This is a genomic window from Streptomyces sp. SID5785 (assembly GCF_009870065.1).
Lineage (GTDB): Bacteria > Actinomycetota > Actinomycetes > Streptomycetales > Streptomycetaceae > Streptomyces.
The window spans coordinates 1-3,670 of record NZ_WWIA01000228.1 but is presented as its reverse complement, the minus strand read 5'-3'; the positions used below and the strand labels follow the sequence as shown (position 1 = coordinate 3,670).

3 protein-coding genes and 1 riboswitch are annotated in these 3,670 nt (G+C 75.4%); of the genes, 1 reads left to right on the top strand and 2 read right to left on the bottom strand.

The window, feature by feature from the left end:
* Positions 1 to 22: 22 nt before the first annotated feature.
* Positions 23 to 1,429: a cytosine permease gene (locus GTW43_RS06895; RefSeq protein ID WP_161300732.1), complete on the bottom strand. Its 1,407-nt coding sequence runs from the start codon at positions 1,427 to 1,429 to the stop codon at positions 23 to 25.
* A riboswitch (TPP riboswitch) is annotated at positions 1,421 to 1,520 on the bottom strand. It overlaps the preceding gene by 9 nt.
* Before the next feature lie 165 nt (positions 1,521 to 1,685).
* Between GTW43_RS06895 and GTW43_RS06890 the strand changes: the two genes are divergently transcribed.
* Positions 1,686 to 2,912, top strand: a complete 1,227-nt coding sequence (locus GTW43_RS06890) for a hypothetical protein (protein WP_343245926.1) — start codon at positions 1,686 to 1,688, stop codon at positions 2,910 to 2,912.
* A gap of 31 nt (positions 2,913 to 2,943) precedes the next feature.
* Here the strand turns inward: GTW43_RS06890 and GTW43_RS06885 are convergent.
* On the bottom strand, positions 2,944 to 3,670 hold a 727-nt coding region (locus GTW43_RS06885; RefSeq protein WP_161300731.1), incomplete at its 5' end, for an ATP-binding cassette domain-containing protein.

Sequence of the window (3,670 nt, the reverse complement as noted above, 5' to 3'; positions counted from 1 at the left end):
GTTAGGCAGCGCACCGCGGGGCTCAGGCGGCGGCGCGCCGCCGCAGCCGGAACGGGGTGTAGAGGAGGAGGGCGACGCCGAAGGCCACGTAGTAGCCGAGGTCGGCTCCGTGCAGGGCCTGCGCGGCGGGCCCCACGTACAGCGCGGTGTTCATGAACGGCACGGTGGCGGCGAACGCCCCGGCGAAGGCGGCGAGCGCGGGCAGCACCGGCTGCGGACGGGCCAGCTCCGCGGCGAGGTCGACGCGCTCGCCGCGGCGCGCGCGGGCCCGGGCCAGCCAGTCGACGACCACGACGGCGACGAACCCGGGGATCCAGTAGCCGACGAAGAGCAGCACGTTCTGGAAGCGGGCCGCCGTGTCGGCCGCGTGCATCCACAGCACCAGGGGGAAGCCGAGCAGCGCCGCGAGGCCCGCCGCGAGGGGACGCGGGATCCGGACCCCGACGACCTGGAGGGCGAGCGAGCCGCTGTAGTCGTTCATGGCGTTGCTGCACAGCGCGGCCAGGGCCACCGCGAGCAGGCCGAGCGAGCCGACGGCGCCGCCGCCCAGCAGGGTGTCGACGCCCTGCGCGGTCTGGTCGGTGAAGACGGAGGCGCCCCACAGTCCGAGCGCCTCGACCGCGGTGAAGGACACGACCACGCCCGCGAGGGTGCACCAGAACATGCGGACCCGCGAGGTCGTCCGCGGCAGGTAACGGCTGAAGTCACTGGCGTACGGCGCCCAGGACACGGACAGGCTCAGCGCGACGGTCATGGTCAGCACGAAGGCGCCGGCCCGGTCCGCGCCGTGCGCCGCACCGTGCCCGGCCGGGGTGACCCCGGCGTCCGCGAGGCGCCAGGCGAGCGCGCAGAAGGCGACGGCGAGGACGGCGGTCATCGCCTTCTGGAGCCGGTGGATCGCCTCATAGCCGAAGGCGCCGAGCGCCCCCTGTGCGGCCATCATCAGCAGCGCCCCGAGCCAGAACGGCCAGCCGCACAGCCGGGCCAGCGCGTCGCCGCCGAACAGGCCGATGAGCGCGTCCCAGGCGATGGACGACAGCCACTGCAGGGCGCCGGGCACCACGACGCCCCGGCCGAACGCGAGGCGGGCGAGGGGCAGTTGGCCCGCGCCCGTGCTGCTGCCCCAGGTGCCGAGGTACGCGGTGGGGACGGCGCCGAGCACGGTGCCGAGCACGACGGCGGCCAGCGCGGTCGCGAAGTCGAGGCCGAGGGCGATGCCGACGGTGCCGGTGAAGACGCCGCTCATGGTGAGATTCGGCGCGAACCAGACGGTGAACAGGCGGCCCGCGCCGCCGTAGCGGGCGTCCTCGGGCACGGGCGTGATGCCGCGGGCCTCGGGGCGCCAGTCGCCGGGCGCGGCCGGCATCCGCCCGTCGAAGGCGTCGGCTGTGGACTCGGCCGGGGCCGCGGGGACATGGGGTATCGACATCGCTGACATCCCTCCGCCAGTGCTAACTGGTTCAGGTTCGACGGGTGTGTTCTCAGCCCCGCGCTTGTGCGGGGCACCCCGTGTCGGGCAGTTCGGCAGCGAACACTAGCCCCTGACCGGCCACGACGTGAAGCCGCCCCCGCTGCCGGATCCCGGAAGGCGCCCGCGCGCGGGCACTGCCCGCTGCGGGCCTTGCCGGGCCGGTATCACGCCTGAAACCGTGCCGTGCACCGATGAATCCGCTCAGGGGGGCCGAGTGAGACATGTACCGATCTTCCGCTGGCTGATCGCCCTCGGTCTGGCCGTCTTCGCGGCGTCGTACGCGTTCTACGCCTCGGCCCCGGAGGACCCCGAGACCAAGCAGGTCGACCTGACCGTCCTGAGCGAGAAGGCCGACGGTCGCTGCACGGTCGCCTGGTCGGATCCTTACGCGCACAAGCGCCGCACGGGACCCTACGCGTGCGATCCCGAACGGGACCCCTTGCTCAAGGCGCCGCAGTACGACCCCGACTCGGGCCACGGCTGGGAGACCGGCTGGATGGTGACCGAGGGGTCCGGCCGGGGGGACCTCTGGGTGCTGGGCCAGGACGACGCCGCGTACGAGCGGGCGATCGACCGCTCCGACGACCTGATCGGGATCGCGCTGCCCCTGCTGCTCGTCGGCGTGGTCGGCGGCAACGTCCGCTCGCTGTACCGGCTCAGCGGAGCGAGCCCCTCGCTGGTACGCCGCGCCCGGCGCGTGGAGGAGGCCGCACGCCGGCTCGGGCAGGATCACGCGCGGGCCGTCGAGGCGGTCCGCACCGCGTGGGAGCCGCTGCGGTCGTCGCTGGTCGACGAGGCGCTGGGGCGGGTGCCGATCGAACGGCTGCGCCGGTCCGCGGGGCGCGGGTGCGATGCGAAGGAGCTGCGCCGGTGCGGCGTCCGGACCGCGCGGGACGTGCTGGAGGCCGGTACGCCGGTCCTGTCACGGCTGCCCGGCGTGCAGCCCGGCGCGGCCGAGCGGCTGACGGCCGGGGCCCGGAAGCTGGCCGACGACACCGTGCGGGCCCACGCGGGCCGGCCGGTCCTGGAGCGCCCGGGACCGCAGGTCGCGGAGCTGCTCAACGCACTGCACGTGCTGGTCGACGTCGGCCCGCAGGGGCGGGCGGACGCACTGCGGGCGGGCGAGTTCGCGGACGGGCTCGGCCGGTTGACGGCCGCCGCGGCGCCCGCGGCCGGGCGCCGTTCGATGCTGCGCGCCGACGCCGGCGAACGCTTCGCGGCCAAGGGCGCGACGGCTCGGCTGCGCCCGCTGCTCGCGGGCGCCGCGGCGGAGGCCGACGCCGCACGGTTCGCCCAGTTGTCGATCGACCTGCTGCGCGGCCCCGATGCGGACCGGGCCGGTGTCGCCGCCCGCGCCGACTACGAGCGCCGGCCCACGGCGTACGCACACCTGTTGACGGAGCTGGTCGTTCCCGGGCCGGACCGGCCGCCCGCACCCTGAGCCCGGTCGGCGGGACGTCCCCCGGCGGGGATCAGACGGCGCCCGCAGCCTCCTCCAGGGGCGGAGCCTGGTCCCCGGCGGCGAACTGGGTCCGGTACAGGTCGGCGTAGCGGCCGTCGACGGCGAGGAGTTCGGCGTGGGTGCCGCGCTCGACGATGCGGCCGTCCTCGACGACGAGGATCTGGTCGGCGGAGCGGATCGTGGAGAGCCGGTGGGCGATGACGATCGCGGTGCGTCCCTCGAGCGCCTCGGCGAGCGCCTCCTGGACGGCGGCCTCGGAGGTGTTGTCCAGGTGGGCCGTGGCCTCGTCGAGGATGACGACGCGCTGGCGGGCGAGCAGCAGCCGGGCGATCGTCATGCGCTGGCGCTCGCCGCCGGAGAGCCGGTAGCCGCGCTCGCCGACGACGGTGTCGAGGCCGTCCGGCAGGGAGTCGACGAGCGTCTCGAGCCGGGCCCGGCGCAGCACGTCCCACAGCTCGTCCTCGGTGGCGTCGGGGCGGGCGAGCAGCAGGTTGGCGCGGACGCTGTCGTGGAAGAGGTGACCGTCCTGGGTGACCATGCCGAGCGTGTCCCGCAGCGAGGACGCGGTCAGGTCCCGTACGTCGACGCCGCCGATGCGGACGGCGCCGGAGTCGGTGTCGTAGAGGCGGGGCAGCAGCTGGGCGACGGTGGACTTGCCGGCCCCGGACGAGCCGACGAGGGCGACGGTCCGACCGGGTTCGGCCCGGAAGGAGACGCCGTGCAGGACCTCGGCGCCA

Bases quoted from the DNA above. Each gene is read 5' to 3' on its own strand.
- GTW43_RS06895 (WP_161300732.1), bottom strand. From the start codon at position 1,429: ATGTCGATACCCCATGTCCCCGCGGCCCCGGCCGAGTCCACAGCCGAC.